The following is a 15,460-nucleotide window of genomic DNA, read 5'->3' as shown; positions in this document are numbered from 1 at the left end:
GAAGGAATCCTGACATGGGCATCCGCGAATTGCCACTGAAGACCCTCACCGGCGAAGACACCACCTTGGACCGCTCGCTGGCAGGCAAGGCGTTGCTGGTGGTCAATGTGGCGTCGAAATGCGGCCTGACCCCGCAGTACTCCGGCCTGGAACGGCTACAGGAACGCTATGGCGACAAGGGTTTCTCGGTCGTCGGCTTCCCGTGCAACCAGTTCGCCGGCCAGGAGCCCGGGACGGCCGAAGAGATCCAGACGTTCTGCTCCACGACCTACGGAGTGTCGTTCCCCCTGTTCGAAAAGCTGGAAGTCAACGGCGAAGGCCGCCACCCGCTCTACACCGCCCTCACCGAGACTCCGGACTCCGACGGCGAGGCGGGCGATGTGCAGTGGAACTTCGAGAAGTTCCTGGTCGGCCCGTCCGGTGAGGTCCTCGGCCGCTTCCGTCCCCGCATCGAGCCGGAGGACGAGGCCGTGGTGACAGCCATCGAAGGGGCTTTGCCGTCCTGACGGTTCCTCGTTTCTCGGCGGGCCGCACGTGCGGGTGGCCCACACCGGGTGATGAGGGCGGGGGCCTTCCGTTCCGGTCGTCTCGAATGCGTGGTCCGTTGGCGTTCGGAGACGACCGAACGGTGCTTGGCTCTGTGCCTTCCGAGGTGCTCCGCCGCTGCGCCAGGTCGTCTGGGGCGGTGGCACGTGGCGGCTTCGAGTCGACGTCCTACTCTCGCGCTTCGTCCCGGTTTGCCAGGCGCCGTCTCGTTCCGGTTCCTTCAGACCCCGCTCGGCTTCCTCTCGCATCGCCTCGTTCTGGTTCCCCTCGCTCCCCTTTTCACCAGTTGCCCCACGGCGGCAACATCACTGGCAGCCCGGGGCAGCCGAGCGGCCCAGACCGTTCTTGGCCGTCGCACAGCTTCGTCGGCCATCACGCTGTCGACAAATTGACGCTCGACTCGGCGTACCCGGCCGCGTTCTCTCTGCCCAAACCATCGATCGGTCGGTACTGGGCTGTCACACCGTCGAGCCTGAACCCAGAAGCCATGCAACACAGCCGCCGCTCAACAACTCGGACCGCGCGCTGCCCTATTCAGCTTGCTACCGCAGCGAGCTCGAACCGTCGAACAGTCCCCTGCCGCCCCGCCATCCCGAGGCCTCCGACCAGCCCGATACGGTCTCGCCACCAACCTCCCGGCAGCCAGCCAGCCCCGCTCTCCCGTGCTGTTCGATCCGGATGCCACCTGCCGATCCGTCATTGCCTTTCAGTGGCGACACCCTGGTCACCCCGGTCAATCGGACAGGACACCGACCATAGGCGACTGGCGAGTAACCTCTGGCCATGCGCGTGTTGATGTTGTCGTGGGAGTACCCGCCCGTGGTCATCGGCGGGCTGGCCCGACACGTGCATGCGCTGGCCCGGCATCTCGCTCAGCAGGGACACGAGGTGGTCGTCCTGTGCCGCCACACCGCGGGCACCGACGCCTCCACCCATCCGCGCAGCGACCGTGTCGTAGATGGAGTACGCGTGGTCCGGGTCGCAGAGGATCCGATGCACCTCACGTTCGAGCGCGATCTCGTGGCGTGGACGCTCGCCATGGGACACGCAATGATCCGGGCTGCGCAAGATCTCTTGCGCAGCTGGCAACCCGATGTGGTGCATGCGCACGACTGGCTCGTCACGCACCCCGCCATCGCGGTCGCCGAAGCAGCACACGTTCCGCTCGTCGGCACGATCCACGCGACTGAGGCAGGCCGGCACTCCGGGTGGCTTTCGCATCCGCTGAACCAACAGGTCCATTCGGTCGAGTGGTGGCTGGCCAACCGAGCCGATGCCCTGATCACCTGTTCACAGGCGATGCGCGCGGAAGTGGCCCACCTGTTCGAGATCGACGCCGCCGAAGTCACCGTCATCCACAACGGTATCGAGGCACGCAGCTGGCGCGTCTCGGCCGGCGAGGTGGCGAAAATGCGGGAACGACACAGCCCGGCCGGAGCGCCGTTGCTGCTGTTCTTCGGACGGCTGGAGTGGGAGAAGGGCGTGCAAGATCTCCTGACCGCGCTCCCTCGCATCCGCCGCCGGTTCCCGGGGACCAGACTGGTCGTTGCCGGAAAAGGGCGACACCACGACGAGCTGGTCGAGCAGTCCCGCAAGCTGCGGATCCGCCGGGCCGTGGACTTCGCCGGCCATCTGCCCGACCGTGACCTGCGCGCGCTACTCGCCGCGGCCAACGCAGTCGTGCTGCCCAGCCGCTACGAACCGTTCGGGATCGTCGCGCTCGAGGCGGCCGCCGCGAAGGCGCCGCTGGTGGCTTCCACAGCCGGTGGTCTCGGCGAGGTGGTCTTGGACGGCGAGACTGGGCTGGCCTTCGAACCCGGCAACATCACCGGCCTGACCGAAGCGGTCACCGCCGTCCTGAACGACGCCGCTGCGGCGACTCGCCGTGCACGAGCCGCACAGTCACGGCTCTCCGGCGATTTCGACTGGGGCCGGATTGCCGAAGAGACCGTCAAGGTCTACCACCGGGCACGAATAGGCGAGCCGTTCGAACTGGGACGTCCGAAAATCGCAACCGGCAACGCCTTCACACCGTGACCGGCAGCCCGCCGACAATGGACACTCCATCAGCACCTTCCTGTCACAATCTTGACAGAAACAGGCTCAACGTACGGCGCATGCGGCTCGATGGCCATCCGGATCCGATCCGCGAAGGTCGCCCGATCTTGGTGAGCAGGCAAGCTGTCTTCACTGAGAGCTGAATAGACTCCGCCAACGATCTGATCCAGGGTCAGTTCACTACGATACTCAATGACACCATTATCCACCGCATACCCGGCTGCCGCGAGTGATTCACCATAACGTGTTTGACTGATCTCGTCGGTGCCGCAGGTTACGGTGAGGGGCCGGTCAAACCAGCCTGCGAGCACTTCGTCGAGCGCACGCGACCACGGACTTTCCTGAGACCACAGCGGCAGGCCGTTCGTCACCACGGCGACTCCCCCGCCCTTCCGCAGCATTGGCCGAATAGCGGCGAACAGCCGCTCGTGGTCCATCCAGTGCAGCGCCTGGCCGATCGTGACCGCGCCGACGCCCCCACGCCACGCGCGATCGCAGGGATGTCGGTATCGCCTCCCAGAAGCCACGAAACGTTGCCGACCCCACCTGCCACTCCAGCGCGACGCGCCTTCTCCAACATGTCCGGCGACGGGTCCATTCCCCCCACTGCGCGAACACGCTCCGCCATCGGAAACGTCAATTGCCCCGTACCGCACCCGAGATCGACCACAACGTCATCACCGTTGAGGGTGAAAGCATCACAGAGCGCATCGACGGCCGGCGCCGGATAGCCGCGACGGTACCGATGGTAGAAATCCACTACTTCCCCACTGAATCTCAGATCCATACAGCGATCGTGCCGACTACAGTGAATAAGGTCAGCCGATTTCGCCGTCAGCTGAGCGGAGGAAAACCGCATTTCGCGCAGAGCGAAATCAGTACCACCTGTCCGGACCGAGAAGTACCCTGCAGTGAGGAGAATCGGACAGTCCACTCGTGGCGCAGTACTTTTGACCGTTTGGCAGCGCGGTCGATGTAGGTTGGCGCCCCTGGGCAGTCTTCATCTGCTCTGCCCGAGGAGACCGAACGTCGCCGCGGAGTGGCAACGACGTTCGGTCTCCTCGGGCAGGTCGCGTCCTGCCCGGTTCGAGCGCGCTTCACGCACCGGCCGACCGCGCCTCGGCGACATTCGCCGTCCCATGGCAACCGTGACGGCGATGCGAGTCCCAGCCGGGTGGTCACTCCAGACCGGTCCCTGCGCTCGCCAGAGCACCGGAAAGCGGCCTCGACCAGGCATTCGCCACTCAACGGCGAAAGCCCGGACGTCCGGAGACCTAACCAGGGAGCCGACGCCACCGCACCAGCGCGAGTCCCGGACCACACGGACAGTCGGGACGACCAATTCGCCATGCAACGGCGGTCGTCCGAGCGCACCCGAACGACCGCCGAACCCATAACGTCGTCTGACGGCTGGCCCACCGGACCATTTGGCCCGCCGAAGCCGAACCCCTCGCCGCTCGGCGACGAAATCCGAGGTGCACGTCCCGGCCCAACACGACCGCTGCTCTCCTCGCTCTCCCGCAGCAGAGTCTGAACCGCCCAACCGCTCCCTCCCGTCGGCGGCAAGACCCGAACCACATACCCACGCTCTCGCCATTCCGCGGCGAAAGCCGAAGCCACCCGATGCACCTTCGCCCCTCGATGGCGAACCCAACTCACCTGACCTCGCCAGATAGGCCCTCGCCCCTAAACGGCAAGAGCGCACCGGAAGAACCCACACCTTCCCTAGCCATCCAGCCCGTGCCGCAGGCCCTCGCGCCTCCCCACGCACCGAGACCCAGACCGTCCAGACGAACGACAGCCCGAACCTCGATCCTCAACGGCCGGATCCAATCCACGCCAACCATCCAAACCACCCGACCACGGTTGGAACGATCTGTAACCCGCCGGTCGACGACTTGTCGCGCGCTGAACAGCCAGAAGCCCGTGCGTTGCCATTGAACGGCGACAACGCACGGGCGCTGGAAAACCCGGGTCCGGTGGCGGGGAGCCTCCGCCACCGGACCCGTTCCCGCACAGTCCCAAACACTGTGCAGGAAGCCGGTCGTCCGCGGTCAGGTCACGGACGCCGGAGCAGGTTCACCGGATGGTGTCGGTGAGGTACCGGGCGTAGGCGCCGGTGGTGAGGAAGCTCGGGAGCTTCTCGCCGAGGGCGGTCTCGGTGAAGATCGCCCGGGCGTCGTCGAGGCGGGCCGAGGCGCCCAAATCGGCGCGGAACTTGGCGAGTTCGTCGTCGAGGAACCCGACGGCCAGTTCGCGGGTGAGGGCCGTACCGTCTTCCAGCTTGGTGCCGTTGCGGATCCACTGCCAGATCTGGCAGCGGGCGATCTCGGCAGTCGCGGCGTCTTCCATCAGGTTGTGGATGGCGGCGGCGCCAGTGCCCCGCAGCCACGAGTCGACATACCGCAAGGCGACGTTGATGTTCGCTCGCACGCCGGCCTCGGTCACCTCGCCGCCGGCGCTGGCGACGTCGAGGAGGTCTTCGGCGGACACCTCGACGTCTTCGCGCAACCTGGTGAGCTGGTTCGGCCATCCGCCGAGCACCTCATCGAACACCTCGCGGCACACCGGGACCAGGCCGGGGTGCGCGACCCACGAGCCGTCGAACCCGTCGCCCGCTTCGCGGTCCTTGTCCTGGCGGACCTTTTCCAAAGCGAGTTCGTTGGTGGCAGGGTCCTTGCTCGGGATGAACGCAGCCATCCCGCCGATCGCGTGGGCGCCGCGGCGGTGGCAGGTGCGCACCAGCAGTTCCGTGTAGGAACGCATGAACGGGACGGTCATCGTCACCTGTGCCCGATCCGGCAGCACGAAGTCGGCACCGTGCGCGGAGAAGTTCTTGATGACGCTGAAAATGTAGTCCCACCGGCCGGCGTTCAGGCCGGACGCGTGCTCACGCAGCTCGTAGAGGATCTCGTCCATTTCGAACGCGGCGGTGATCGTCTCGATCAGCACGGTCGCCCGGACGGTACCCCGAGGGATGCCGAGTTCCTGCTGTGCCAGCAGGAAAACATCGTTCCACAGCCGGGCCTCGAGGTGGCTTTCCAGCTTCGGCAGGTAGAAGTACGGGCCGCTGCCACGGGCGAGCAGCTGGCGGGCGTTGTGGAAGAAGTACAGCCCGAAGTCCACGAGGCTGGCCGAAACGGGCCGGCCATCGATCCGGATGTGCTTCTCCACCAGGTGCCAGCCGCGCGGCCGGGCGACGATGGTCGCCGGGTCGTCGCCGATCGTGTAGCGCTTGCCGGTCTCGGTGGTGAAGTCGATGTTGCGGCGGATGGCGTCGAAGAGGTTCAGCTGACCGTCGACAATGTTGTGCCAAGTCGGCGAGGTCGCGTCCTCGAAGTCCGCCAACCACACCTTGGCCCCGGAGTTGAGTGCGTTCACCGTCATCTTGCGGTCGGTCGGCCCGGTGATCTCCACCCGCCGGTCCTCGAGACCGGGGGCCGGCGGGGCGATCCGCCAGCTGTCGTCGGTGCGGATCCGGTGCGTTTCCGGCAGGAAGTCCAGCCGCTCCTCCCCCGACTGCACCCGCTCGCGACGGCGGCGGCGCTCGTCGAGCAGCTCACTGCGGCGACCGGCGAAGGTGTTGTCGAGCTTGGCCACGAAGTCCAGCGCGGCCGGGGTCAGGATCTCGGCGAACCGGCCACCGGTCGGCCCGGTGACCTCGATGCGGTAGTTCAGCTTGGCGACCATCTCGTACCTCCGCGAGGGGAAGGAAGGGGGACGGTCCGGCGGCGAAAGAGAATGCGCCGCCGGACCGCGAGGGGGAGCAGGTCAGAACTGCGCTTCCTCGGTGGAACCTTTGAGCGCGGTGGTCGAGCTCTCCGGGTTCAGCGCCGTGGAGACCTGGTCGAACCAGCCGGTGCCGACCTCACGCTGGTGCTTGGTGGCGGTGTAGCCGCGGTCCTCCGAAGCGAACTCGCGCTCCTGCAGCTCGACGTAGGCGGTCATGCCTTCGCGGGCGTAACCGTGCGCCAGGTCGAACATCGAGTAGTTCAGCGCGTGGAAGCCGGCCAGGGTGATGAACTGGAACTTGTAGCCCATCGCGCCGAGTTCGCGCTGGAAGCGGGCGATCGTGCTGTCGTCCAGGTGCTTCTTCCAGTTGAACGACGGCGAGCAGTTGTAGGCCAGCATCTGGTCCGGGTACTGCGCCTTGATCGCTTCGGCGTACTTGCGCGCCACCTCGAGGTCCGGCGTCGAGGTCTCCATCCACAGCAGGTCGGCGTACTGCGCGTAGGCCAAGCCACGGTCGATGCACGGCTCGATGCCGTTGGTCACCTCGTAGAAGCCCTCCGCGGTACGGCCTCCGGTGAGATACTTCTGGTCGCGCTCGTCCACATCGCTGGTCAGCAACGTGGCGGCCTGCGCGTCGGTGCGGGCGACGACCAGGGACCGCACGTTCAGCACGTCCGCAGCAAGCCGGGCCGCGTTGAGGGTGCGCTCGTGCTGCTTGGTCGGGATCAGCACCTTGCCGCCGAGGTGGCCACACTTCTTCTCGGACGCGAGCTGGTCCTCCCAATGCACACCCGCGGCGCCGGCCGCGATCATGCCCTTCATCAGCTCGAACGCGTTCAGCGGGCCACCGAAGCCTGCCTCGGCGTCGGCGACGATCGGGGCGTACCAGTCGATGTCGGTAGTGCCTTCGGCCCAGTTGATCTGGTCGGCGCGGCCCAGCGCGTTGTTGATGCGGCGGACGACGGCCGGGACCGAGTTGGCCGGGTAGAGGCTCTGATCCGGGTAGGTCTGGCCGGCCAGGTTGGCGTCGGCCGCGACCTGCCAGCCGGACAGGTAGATCGCCTTCAGTCCGGCCCGCACCTGTTGCACGGCCTGGTTGCCGGTCAACGCGCCGAGCGCGTGGATGTAGTCCTCGCTGTGCAGCAGGTCCCAGAGCCGCTCCGCGCCACGACGGGCGAGCGTGTGCTCCTCGACCACGGAACCACGCAGCTTGACCACGTCCGCAGCGGAGTAGGTCCGCTGCACGTTCGCCCAGCGGGGGTCGGTCTTCCACTGCTCGGCCAGCTCGGCCGCCGCCTGCTCGAGCTGCTTGGCCTGCTCGGTCATCGGACTCTCCCGTGTTGCGAAGTTTGCGATTGCTCGCCTTGCCTGGTGACGACACTGACACGAGCGGGAAAACCCGGTCCATAGCTCCAATTTGCCAATTTATGTGAAGGGTGCCTAGCATCTTGCAAAGCTTGCGAATCACTGCTTCGCAAGCACGGGAAGAACACGCGGCCTGGATCGTTCACGTAATCGTTCAGGCCCGGAAACCTTCCGGCCGAACGGAGGAGTGATGGACAAAACTTTCGCCGGGGCGCGACTACGGCACCTGCGGGAGAGCCGGTCGATGAGCCAGGCCGACCTCGCCCGTGTGCTCGAGATCTCACCCAGTTATCTCAACCAGATCGAGCACAACTCCCGCCCGCTGACCGTCCCGGTGCTACTGCGGATCACCCAGGCGTTCGGGGTGGACACAGAGTTCTTCGCCAACAACGACACCGCACGGCTGGTCGCGGACGTCCGGGAGGCGCTGCTCGACGAGGTCGTGGGCATCGACGTGACCACGAGCGAGCTCAACGAGCTGGCCACGAACCTGCCGTCGTTCGCCCAGGCGCTCGTGAAGCTGCACCACAGCTACCGCAACGCTGTGGAGAGCAACGCCGCACTGACCACGGAGAACGGCCTCGGCCTGCACGGCAGCGCCGCCGGGGCGCTGCCCCACGAGGAGGTTCGCGACTTCTTCTACGAACGTGAGAACTACGTCGCCGAGCTTGACGAACGTGCCGAGCAGATGGCCGCGGCCGTGCCGCTGATCCGCGGTTCGGTGCTGGGCTCACTCAAGGAACGGCTCTGGCAGCGCTACGGCGTCGAGGTGACCACCGACGGGATCGACGAATCAGCAGGTCAGCAGCACCGGTACGAACCGGCGACCCGGATACTGCGGCTCGCGCCGAGCCTGCGGATCGGGCAGCAGGCGTTCCGGATGGCTTCGCAGATCGCACTGCTCGAGTACGACGACCTCATCACTGAACTAGCCGATTCGTGGGCATTTTCCGGTCCGGCCGCACGAACACTCGCGCGAGTCGGCCTGGCCAACTACTTCGCCGGTGCGCTGATCCTGCCGTATGGCTCGTTCCTGGACTCTGCGGAGCGGTTCCGTTACGACATCGAGCGGCTCTGCGATCACTTTGGTGTCGGCTTCGAGACGACGTGTCACCGGCTGTCGACGTTGCAGCGGCCAAAGCAGCGTGGCATACCGTTCTCGTTCGTGCGGGTGGACCGGGCCGGGAACATGTCCAAGCGCCAGTCGGCGGCCGGCTTCCACTTCTCGCGCGTGGGTGGCGCGTGCCCCCTGTGGAACATCTACGAGGCGTTCACCTCACCCGGCAAGATCCTCACCCAGATCGCCGCGCTGCCGGACGGCAAGCGCTACTTCTGGATCGCGCGCACGGTGTCCCGCAACATCGGCGGCTACGGGCGGCCGGGCAAGACGTTCACCGTCGGCCTCGGCTGCGAACTGCGCCATGCCGGCCGGCTCATCTACTCAACCGGCCTCGACCTGGACGAACCCGCCGCGGCGACGCCGATCGGCATGGGCTGCAAAGTCTGTGAACGGCCGGCGTGCTCGCAACGCGCGTTTCCGGCGATCGGCAAACCACTGACGGTCGACGAGAACACGAGCAGCTTCGTCCCCTACCCCGCCGTTCCCAAGAAGTGAGACGCTACGAACTCCGCAAACGGAGGTAGGCATTCGACACCGGCAAGTACCCGAGCACCAAGCCGGCGATCGCCAGCACAGCCTGCGCTATCGCGCCGACACCAACTGGCGACAGCGTGAATCCATCAGCGAGTCCGTCCACGACACCGTAGCCGAAGGCCAAGGCAGGCACCGCGAGCACGGTGAGCGTGATCCGCCCCCACCGTCCACCGAGCCAGAGCCGCAGCACCGAGTAGAACCCGATCAAGCTCATGGCCAGAAGACCGAGACGGCCGGGGCTCAAGGTGCCGCATTTCGAAGATCGAGATCAGCCAGAGCAAGCTCTGGCCGGCGAAGACGACGACGGCGAGCACCACCGGCGCCGGACGGGCACCCTCATCATCGACATTCGCGAACGGACACATTAGGGCGGATCGGCGACAGCCAGTATCCGCTGACCGCATGCTGCCGCCGGACACCCGCGCGAATGGCTCAGTGAGTGGGAAGTAGATTCAGCGACTGTGCAACGGATCGAAACCGTCAGTGCCCAGATGGTGGAACAGGCTGCCGAACGGCTTTCGGGAGTCATCACCCGGACACCGCTCGAGCCCAACGCCCGGCTCTCGTCCCGTGTGGACGCACGCGTCTGGCTGAAGCGCGAGGACCAGCAGACTGTCCGCTCGTACAAGATCCGCGGCGCGTACAACTTCATCGTCCAGCTCGCTGACGACACTCGGGCACGCGGCGTCGTCTGCGCGAGCGCCGGCAACCACGCACAAGGTGTCGCGTACGCATGTCGCCGCTTGGGGGCGAACGGCCGTGTGTACGTCCCCGGTACGACGCCGCGCCAGAAGCGTGAACGCATCGCTGCACTCGGTGGCGCGCATATCGAGGTCATCGTGGTCGGCGAAACCTACGAAGACGCTTTCACCGCGGCGAAGGACGACGCGCACCGCACCGGGGCGATTCTCGTGCCGGCGTTCGACGACATCCGCACCGTCGCCGGGCAAGGCACTGTCGCGCTCGAAATCGTCGAACAGCTGGGCTTCGTCCCGGATGTACTGGTGGTCCCGGTCGGCGGTGGCGGGCTGCTGGCGGGCATGGCGACGTGGCTGCGCGAGCGGCATCCGGAGATTCGAGTCGTCGGTGTGGAGCCGGCGGGAGCGATGTGCATGGCGGCCGCGCTCACCGAGGGCGAACCGGTGCGAATCGCCACCGTCGACCCGTTCGTCGACGGCGCTGCAGTGCGCGAAGCCGGCCAGGTGACGTTCCCTCTCGTTCGCGAGAGCGGGTCGGAGCTGACATCGGTCGCCGAGGGTGCGGTGTGCACCGAGATGTTGTCGATGTACCAGTCGGACGGCATCATTGCAGAACCCGCCGGCGCACTCGCCGCGGCGGCGCTTGGAAACACCGTGCACGTCGTACCCGGCCAGACGGTGGTGTGCCTCGTCTCCGGCGGGAACAACGACGTCAGCCGGTACAGCGAAATCCTCGAACGGTCACTGATCCACGAGGGCTTGCGGCACTACTTCCTCGTCGGCTTCCCCCAGGAGCCCGGCGCGCTCCGCCGGTTCCTCGACGAGATCCTCGGCCCGGAGGACGACATCACCCGCTTCGAGTACGTCAAGCGCAACAACCGGGAGACCGGGCCGGCGCTGATCGGCATCGAAATCGCCCGCCGCGCGGACCTGCCCGGTCTGCTGTCCCGGCTGGCCGCGAGCCCGCTGCAAGTCGAGCGAGTGGAACCGGGCAGTCCGCTGTACCACTTCGTCGTCTGACCGTTTTCGCTGGTCAGCGGCATTTGCCAAAAAACGGCAACAGCGATCAGCCCAGTTCGGCGCGGCCTTCGCGGTCGATCTTCCCGGACGCAATGCGGTCACCTTCGAGCTGGCAGAACCGGGCAATCGGAGACTCGCGATCGACCCCGTCCCAGCTGAGCCGTTCGGTCGGCTGAGCGGCAATCCGATCATCACCGGATCTGACATTTCCGGCGGTCAGCGTAGGCGGCAGTGTCACCATCACGCTCCCGAACAGCTCGGTAAGTTCGGCACGCCCACGCGCCACACTCGTCCCGGTCACCCAGACGGTGTCGTCGGTGAATCCAGTCAACAGGCCTTCGATATCGCGCGCGTCGCAGGCGGCCACGTGACGCCGCCGCGCCTCTCATGGAACAAGATTACCGACGGCGTCACGGGAATTTTCGCTACGCTTTCGGCTCCGGAATCGCGGGGCCGGGGCAGGATTCCGTCGTCGTCCGGCCGGTGTCGAAGAACGTCACCGCGGCCGACGCACAGGGCAGCGACTGCAACGAACCGTGCGCATCGTCCTCGATCTTCATCAGCGCGCCACCGATTCGCCGCTGCATGGCAACGGCCCATCCGATCGGCGTCACCGGCTCGAATACGTGGCCCACGAGCTGCAACGGACTCTTGCCCGGCTCGAATGCCCACTGCTGCACGGGAGCAGGCCAGCCGATGCACTTCTGTTCCCAGAATCCGTACGAACCGCTGACCGGGTTGCGCTCGATCCGGTCGAGCCAGTGTCGCCACACGGTCTCGAAGTCCCGCGGGCTCGGCGATTCATTGCACAGCAAGGCATTCTGCTGGAAAGTACTGCCACCAGAGCGTTCAGTATCCCAGCCAAAGCCGGTCTTCGGGACCGGGCCTTGATTCACCTCAGGCGTTCCACCGTCACGGATAGTGGCCAGCCGGGTAGCAACATCTGGCCATGTCTTGCGAGGGTCGGCGAGCATGTCGTTGACGGTCTTGCCATCGACCGGCGAACCATCAGCCGCCTTACGCGGCTGTGCGGTCAGTTCAGCACGCAGGTCGAGCAGGGCTTTGGCGACCGTTTGCGCGTCACGGCCGAAGTGGTAGACCGAGTCGTGGCGGGCGATCCAGGCGGAGAACTCACGGAAGGTCTTCTCACCCACGGTAGCTATGTCATCGTCCATTGTGGTGAGATTCAGTTCCGGCGACATCACCGAATCGAGCAGCATCTTGTCGACATGATCGTCGAAGAGCGTGCGGTATTCCGCACCGAGCGCAGTGCCCCAGGAAACGCCGTAGTAGCCGATCTTGTCCTCGCCCAGCGCCTGACGGATGCGATCCACATCGCGCGCGATGTTCGACGTGGTCAACGAACGGACGAACGCGGGGTCCTTGTCGATGCACCGCTTCCGGGCCGCTGCGTCCCGCTCGGCAACGAACCGAGCACTGTCCTTTTCGGACATACCAGGAGACGGCGAGGTCTCATCCTCCGGGCAATTCACTCCCGCGCTGTAGTCGACGCCCCGAGGATCGAACCCGATCAGGTCGTGATGTTCCAGCAATCCGGCGGCTTTGCTGTCCACAATCGTACTCGGCGTGACCATTCCGGACTGACCCGGACCGCCGGGGTTGAAGACGATAGCCCCGCTCCGCTCACCTGTCGCCGGGATCCGGCTGACCGCGACGTCAATCTTCCGGCCATCTGGATCGGCGTAGTCGAGGGGGACAGTGATCATCGCGCACTCGGTCTGTTTGTCGGTGTCGTCCCAGCCCTTCGCGATCGAAGCGCAGGGCCGCCAAGCCAGCCCTTCTGCCGACGCAGCGGAAGGTACGAGCGGGACCATCGCGACCGCTGCCACGACGGCTGCGAGAGTACGGGTTTTCGACATGAAGATCATGATGGTGTGACTCGGCCCGGCAGCGGATCAGCCGATCGGCCGATCGACTTCGCCGATGGACTGGTTTGCTCAACGACGCTCGATCACCCGATGAAGCCGCCACTGGAGTCGAGGCCACATGGTGCCTTACGCACAGTCGAACGTCGGAGGGCATTGCCGCTCAACGGCAACTCCGCCCGGCGGAACAAGGGCCAGACCTCGCAGGCCGACGTCGCCGTTTTTCGGCGACTGGCAGGTCAGCGCGGGCGACGCTCCAACGACCGCCACCGGAAGGTCGACGTCGAGTCCGAACCCAGCATGTCGGCGCATCCGTCGTGTCGGCGAATGTACCAGCTCATCGACGATGTCGTCCGAACTCCGCCGAAATGCAACGGATTCGACCATGAGCCGGTGGCCGATCAACTCCTGCACCTCGACCGGTACCTCCGCAGTACGCGCAGCGGCTGAACCTCCGGTTGCTCATGTCACCTCCACGGCATCGCGTTAGCGCCGGGTCGGCTACCTCACCGTGCTGACGCGAAGGTGCCATTCACTCCCAGAGATTTCGCCGGCTGAAGCTCGGTCAACTGGTCTCGCCCAGCGTCTTCTGCAGGGCCTTGTTCGCCTTGCGCGCCATGTCGGCAACCGCTTCCCGGCGAACGGCATCCGCGGCGTAGTCGTCTTCGCGGTTGCGGACCACCCGGGCGGGTGAGCCGACCGCGATCGAGTAATCCGGGATGTCACCGCGCACCACCGCGTGCGCGCCGAGCACGCAGCCGCGGCCGATTCTGGTGCCCTTCAGAACGCTGACCTTCGTGCCGAGCCAGGTGTCCGGCCCGATGCGCACTGGTGACTTGACTATGCCCTGGTCCTTGATCGGCACGTGGATGTCCGCGGTGACGTGGTCGAAATCGCAGATGTACACCCAGTCTGCGACGAGCGTGGCTGCGCCGAGCTCGATGTCCAGGTAACAGTTGATCACGTTCTGGCGCCCGAAAACCGACTTGTCACCGATGCGAAGGGACCCCTCGTGACAGCGGATGGCGTTGCCGTCGCCGATGTGCACCCAGCGGCCTATCTCCAGCCGTCCGTAGCCGGGGCGGCAGTGGATCTCCACGTTCTTGCCGAGGAACAGCATGCCGCGCAGGATGATGTGCGGGTTCGCGAGCCGGAACTTCAGCAGCCGGTAGTAGCGCACCAGGTACCACGGGGTGTAAGCACGATTGCGCAGCGCCCACCGCAGCGAATCGACGGTCAGGAACCTGGCTTGGCGCGGGTCTCGCCGAGCCCGGCGCCAAGCGCGCACCCGCGACAACGCGGGCGCACCCCACATCGACGTCATGCCGTTGACCGTAACCTGTGGCCGGCGGCTCGGTACAGGCAAGGGGAGCACGATGGGGACCAAGCTGATCATCGACACCGATCCGGGTGTCGATGACGCTTTCGCGATCGCGCTGGCGGCGACGTCGGCGGAGGTCGAGCTACTGGGCGTGACGACCGTCTTCGGAAACGTCCCGCTCGCGAGGACCACTGCCAATGCCCGGCGGCTACTGCAGTTGTGCGGCCGCTCAGATGTGCCGGTCGCGGCGGGTGCCGCCCGGCCGCTCGTCTACCAGGCAACGCGGCGGTTAGGCGGCGTACACGGCTCCGACGGGCTCTCCGGCCGAGCCGACACGCTCCCCGAAGCAACTCGCCCGCTTGAGGACAGCGATGCGGTCAGCCTGCTGGTGTCATTGCTCGATGCCGCGGACGAGCCGGTGGCCATCGCACCGATCGGACCGCTGACGAATATCGCCGCGCTGCTCGCCGCTCATCCGGGCATACGGTCGAAGATCAGCCGCATCGTGCTGATGGGCGGAGGTGTGGCGCGCGGAAACACTACCGCCGTCGCCGAGTTCAACATCTGGGCCGACCCGGAAGCGGCACGGAGAGTGATCACCGAGGACGAGGTTCCGTGTGTGATGGTCCCCCTCGATCTCACGCACCAGTGCGCTGTTGACGATGTATGGCTGGGAAAGCTGGGCGGCTCCGGTCCCCTGGGCCGGACGCTGGAGACGCTGACCTCGGATTACCGGGCGCACTACCGGCGGGTACTCGGCTACGACGGCATGGTGTTGCACGACGCGGTGGCCGTCGCCGAGGCGATCCGGCCCGGCCTTCTGCACACCGAGACCTACCCGGTGACCGTGGACACGAGCGCGGGCCCGGCCCGCGGGATGACGCTGGTCGACCGGCGGGCCGTTCCACTCGAAGCCGCCGGGCGAGAAGTGGAGGTGGCTGTGGATACCGATGTGGATGAACTGCGGAATTTCGTCCTGTCGAGACTGGCCGGTGGCCGCTGATGGCCGGAACGAACCGTCCGGACGAGTTGCCACTGAATGGCGACGAGCAGGTGGACGCGGGTTTTTCCGGTGCTGACCCTGGTCCGGCCGAGGGCGTCGGTCTGCCCGATGCGGGCGAGACGGCGGGCGCGGCAGCAGAGCGGGCGGGGTCGTCGCCTGGTGTGGATAGGTCTGTGG

General features: G+C 66.2%; 14 protein-coding genes. 5 read left to right on the top strand and 9 right to left on the bottom strand.

Annotated features, from left to right (window positions below):
* Window positions 1-14 precede the first annotated feature (14 nt).
* Window positions 15-506 carry a glutathione peroxidase gene (locus tag D5S19_RS03580; protein ID WP_120021901.1) on the top strand — a complete coding sequence of 164 codons (492 nt, stop codon included), beginning with the start codon at window positions 15-17 and terminating at the stop codon, window positions 504-506.
* An 823-nt stretch (window positions 507-1,329) separates the two neighbouring features.
* A complete protein-coding gene (locus D5S19_RS03575) occupies window positions 1,330-2,583 on the top strand; it encodes a glycosyltransferase family 4 protein (RefSeq protein ID WP_120021900.1) in 1,254 nt (417 codons plus the stop codon).
* Between the two features lie 29 nt (window positions 2,584-2,612).
* Here D5S19_RS03575 and D5S19_RS32825 read toward each other — a convergent pair whose 3' ends face one another.
* From D5S19_RS32825 to aceA, 4 genes are all read right to left on the bottom strand, one after another.
* The gene (locus D5S19_RS32825; RefSeq protein WP_233573699.1) at window positions 2,613-3,041 is read right to left on the bottom strand and encodes a hypothetical protein; all 429 of its coding nucleotides are present in this window, start codon (window positions 3,039-3,041) and stop codon (window positions 2,613-2,615) included.
* Window positions 2,972-3,232, bottom strand: a complete 261-nt coding sequence (locus tag D5S19_RS32820) for a class I SAM-dependent methyltransferase (protein WP_233573696.1) — start codon at window positions 3,230-3,232, stop codon at window positions 2,972-2,974. Before D5S19_RS32820 ends, D5S19_RS32825 begins: the two co-directional genes overlap by 70 nt.
* 1,451 nt (window positions 3,233-4,683) lie before the next feature.
* A complete protein-coding gene (gene aceB, locus D5S19_RS03565; RefSeq protein WP_120021899.1) occupies window positions 4,684-6,294 on the bottom strand; it encodes a malate synthase A in 1,611 nt (536 codons plus the stop codon).
* Window positions 6,295-6,375: 81 nt separating this feature from the next.
* Window positions 6,376-7,662 (bottom strand): isocitrate lyase, encoded by a 1,287-nt coding sequence (gene aceA / locus D5S19_RS03560; RefSeq protein ID WP_120021898.1) that lies wholly within the window; start codon window positions 7,660-7,662, stop codon window positions 6,376-6,378.
* A 229-nt stretch (window positions 7,663-7,891) separates the two neighbouring features.
* Here aceA and D5S19_RS03555 point away from each other — a divergent pair, with 229 nt between their 5' ends.
* Window positions 7,892-9,316, top strand: a complete 1,425-nt coding sequence (locus D5S19_RS03555; protein WP_120021897.1) for a short-chain fatty acyl-CoA regulator family protein — start codon at window positions 7,892-7,894, stop codon at window positions 9,314-9,316.
* 4 nt (window positions 9,317-9,320) lie between these two features.
* Here the strand turns inward: D5S19_RS03555 and D5S19_RS03550 are convergent, their stop codons facing one another.
* Window positions 9,321-9,569 (bottom strand): hypothetical protein, encoded by a 249-nt coding sequence (locus D5S19_RS03550; RefSeq protein ID WP_120021896.1) that lies wholly within the window; start codon window positions 9,567-9,569, stop codon window positions 9,321-9,323.
* A 247-nt stretch (window positions 9,570-9,816) separates the two neighbouring features.
* Here D5S19_RS03550 and ilvA point away from each other — a divergent pair, with 247 nt between their 5' ends.
* Complete coding sequence (ilvA, locus tag D5S19_RS03545; RefSeq protein WP_120021895.1) at window positions 9,817-11,073, top strand: threonine ammonia-lyase IlvA; 1,257 nt, start codon at window positions 9,817-9,819, stop codon at window positions 11,071-11,073.
* A 46-nt stretch (window positions 11,074-11,119) separates the two neighbouring features.
* Here the strand turns inward: ilvA and D5S19_RS03540 are convergent, their stop codons facing one another.
* The 4 genes from D5S19_RS03540 to D5S19_RS03525 form a co-directional block, all read right to left on the bottom strand.
* On the bottom strand, window positions 11,120-11,440 hold the full coding sequence (locus D5S19_RS03540) for a nuclear transport factor 2-like protein (protein WP_120021894.1): 321 nt from the start codon (window positions 11,438-11,440) through the stop codon (window positions 11,120-11,122).
* A 58-nt stretch (window positions 11,441-11,498) separates the two neighbouring features.
* Window positions 11,499-12,962: an alpha/beta fold hydrolase gene (locus D5S19_RS03535; protein ID WP_233573690.1), complete on the bottom strand. Its 1,464-nt coding sequence runs from the start codon at window positions 12,960-12,962 to the stop codon at window positions 11,499-11,501.
* 126 nt (window positions 12,963-13,088) lie between these two features.
* Entirely contained in the window at window positions 13,089-13,373 is a 285-nt protein-coding gene (locus tag D5S19_RS31570; RefSeq protein WP_147397321.1) for a hypothetical protein, read from the bottom strand.
* 151 nt (window positions 13,374-13,524) lie between these two features.
* Window positions 13,525-14,283: an acyltransferase gene (locus D5S19_RS03525; RefSeq protein ID WP_098510886.1), complete on the bottom strand. Its 759-nt coding sequence runs from the start codon at window positions 14,281-14,283 to the stop codon at window positions 13,525-13,527.
* A 52-nt stretch (window positions 14,284-14,335) separates the two neighbouring features.
* Here D5S19_RS03525 and D5S19_RS03520 point away from each other — a divergent pair, with 52 nt between their 5' ends.
* Window positions 14,336-15,283 (top strand): nucleoside hydrolase, encoded by a 948-nt coding sequence (locus D5S19_RS03520; RefSeq protein ID WP_120021892.1) that lies wholly within the window; start codon window positions 14,336-14,338, stop codon window positions 15,281-15,283.
* Window positions 15,284-15,460: the final 177 nt, after the last annotated feature.

Origin of the sequence: Amycolatopsis panacis, assembly GCF_003600245.1 — a bacterium.
GTDB lineage: Bacteria > Actinomycetota > Actinomycetes > Mycobacteriales > Pseudonocardiaceae > Amycolatopsis > Amycolatopsis sulphurea.
Note: the sequence above shows the minus strand (reverse complement) of the source record. Positions and strands in the feature narration are given on the sequence as shown.

Coding starts and splice junctions, on each gene's coding strand:
- D5S19_RS03580 (WP_120021901.1), top strand. CDS start 15: ATGGGCATCCGCGAATTGCCACTGAAGACCCTCACCGGCGAAGACACC.
- D5S19_RS03575 (WP_120021900.1), top strand. CDS start 1,330: ATGCGCGTGTTGATGTTGTCGTGGGAGTACCCGCCCGTGGTCATCGGC.
- D5S19_RS32825 (WP_233573699.1), bottom strand. CDS start 3,041: ATGGACCACGAGCGGCTGTTCGCCGCTATTCGGCCAATGCTGCGGAAG.
- D5S19_RS32820 (WP_233573696.1), bottom strand. CDS start 3,232: ATGGCGGAGCGTGTTCGCGCAGTGGGGGGAATGGACCCGTCGCCGGAC.
- aceB (WP_120021899.1), bottom strand. CDS start 6,294: ATGGTCGCCAAGCTGAACTACCGCATCGAGGTCACCGGGCCGACCGGT.
- aceA (WP_120021898.1), bottom strand. CDS start 7,662: ATGACCGAGCAGGCCAAGCAGCTCGAGCAGGCGGCGGCCGAGCTGGCC.
- D5S19_RS03555 (WP_120021897.1), top strand. CDS start 7,892: ATGGACAAAACTTTCGCCGGGGCGCGACTACGGCACCTGCGGGAGAGC.
- D5S19_RS03550 (WP_120021896.1), bottom strand. CDS start 9,569: ATGAGCTTGATCGGGTTCTACTCGGTGCTGCGGCTCTGGCTCGGTGGA.
- D5S19_RS03535 (WP_233573690.1), bottom strand. CDS start 12,962: ATGATCTTCATGTCGAAAACCCGTACTCTCGCAGCCGTCGTGGCAGCG.
- D5S19_RS03525 (WP_098510886.1), bottom strand. CDS start 14,283: ATGACGTCGATGTGGGGTGCGCCCGCGTTGTCGCGGGTGCGCGCTTGG.
- D5S19_RS03520 (WP_120021892.1), top strand. CDS start 14,336: ATGGGGACCAAGCTGATCATCGACACCGATCCGGGTGTCGATGACGCT.